This is a genomic window from Mesorhizobium qingshengii (genome assembly GCF_027563465.1).
Classification (GTDB): Bacteria; Pseudomonadota; Alphaproteobacteria; order Rhizobiales; family Rhizobiaceae; genus Mesorhizobium; species Mesorhizobium qingshengii_A.
Map to the genome: position 1 here is coordinate 1 of NZ_JAPFQA010000051.1, position 1,666 is coordinate 1,666.

Sequence of the window (1,666 nt, forward strand, 5' to 3'; positions counted from 1 at the left end):
ATCGCTTATCCCGTTCACTCAGGTGGTAACCATATCTGGAGTTCGTGCGTGACAGGCAGCCGCCAGGCGTCTATGCGGCGTCGGTATGGCCGAAGCCCTATTTCCCACCCGGTGGAAGTACGACAAACCGCCGCCGATCGAGACGTTCGTCAGGGACTTCCAGGACGATTACGCCTGTGCGGACTACTTGTTCCGCAAGCGGTGGCCTGACGGTTTCGTCTGCCCGCACTGCGGTTCAAGGAAAGCTTGGCGCCTCGAATGTCGCCCATGGCTTTGGGAGTGCTCCGGCAAGGGCAGTGATCGGAGGTGTCGGCGCCAAACTTCGGTGATCGCAGGCACCGTCATGCAGGGCACGCATCTGCCGCTTCGCAAGTGGTTCCTGGCCGCTTACCTGATGGCCACCCATTCCAACAGTATCTCGGCGCTCCAGCTCCAGCCCAAGCTCGGCGTTTCCTACAAGACGGCGTGGCTGCTGCTGCACAAGCTGCGGCGCGCAATGGTCGATCCGGATCGGACACCCCTTTCGGGGACCGTCGATGTCGACGAGTCATCCATTCCGTACAGACGGAAAGAGGACGCGCTGAAGAGAGGCGGCGGCAGCAGCAAGGCGAACCAGATCTGGATCGCCGGAGCGGTCGAGACGGTGGGCAGGTTCGGTGTCGGCCGCGTCCGGCTGGCGCGCATCGCGGACCGTTCGGCCGCGAGCCTAGTGCCGTTCGTAGAGGCGAACACCCTGCTGGGAACCAAGCTGCGGACGGACCATCACGCGCCCTACGACAAGGTACCCGGCCGTCCTTTGACCAAGGTGAACATCAATAAATCCAAGCTCCCCGCACACCTCCTTCTGAAATGGCCCCACGTTGTCTTCGCGAATCTGAAGAGGTGGGCGCTTGGCACATTTCACGGATTCCGGGAGAAGCATCTCGATGCCTACCTGAATGAATTCGTCTTCCGCTGGAATAGGCGGCGGAGCTTCCGAGGCACCTTGGACAGGATGCTTGGAATCGGCCATCGCATTGGCCCAATCACCTACCGCGAAATAGTCGGAGACACTCGGGAATGGAAGCAGGAGCACATCGACGAGATCCTGGCGATGTGCCATCCGAACAAGCAGCAGATCGTAAAGGATCTCGCGAGCTATTACCGCGCCCCCCGGCTCGAGGTCATGGAGAATCTTGTCTGGTGGATGAACCGCTTGCGGGAGGAGGACCGCAAGGCCAGGCTCGAATTCGGGTGGAGCACCGAAGGAGTGCCAGAATTCAATGATCCGCGCAGCTACGACCGCCGGGAGCCGGAACGTCCCGTGCTGGCGCCGCGGAGACCGGGCGAGGAACGGTTGCGCGGCGGGCGTTACCAACATCCACCTCGGCCGTCGCGAGATGAGCTTCAACTCGGATATCTGCGGCATATCCCGCCGGGTTCCCCGATTACGCTGGCCTGAAGGCAAAGCGACACAGTCCCCGTGGCGGTCGGACAGCCTAGCGGTCCCGTTCCCCTGTGGACTAGCGCCCTAAGCGGCAGACATGGCTGCGCGAATCTGATCCATTCCTGTGACTGCGGCGCTCGGAGGCAACCTCCCCTGCGTTCCAATCGTCGCGACTTCCGCAGAAGTCCCGAAACTTCCCCTCTATACCTGGTGTGTCCCTGAGCGAAGGGGATAAGCGAT

The 1,666-nt window shown here is 61.7% G+C and carries 1 pseudogene; it reads left to right on the top strand.

The annotated features are described in order from the left end of the window. Positions 1–85: 85 nt before the first annotated feature. Positions 86–1,045 (top strand): annotated as a pseudogene (locus OOJ09_RS31895) (IS1595 family transposase); the annotation flags it as partial. Positions 1,046–1,666 lie beyond the last annotated feature (621 nt).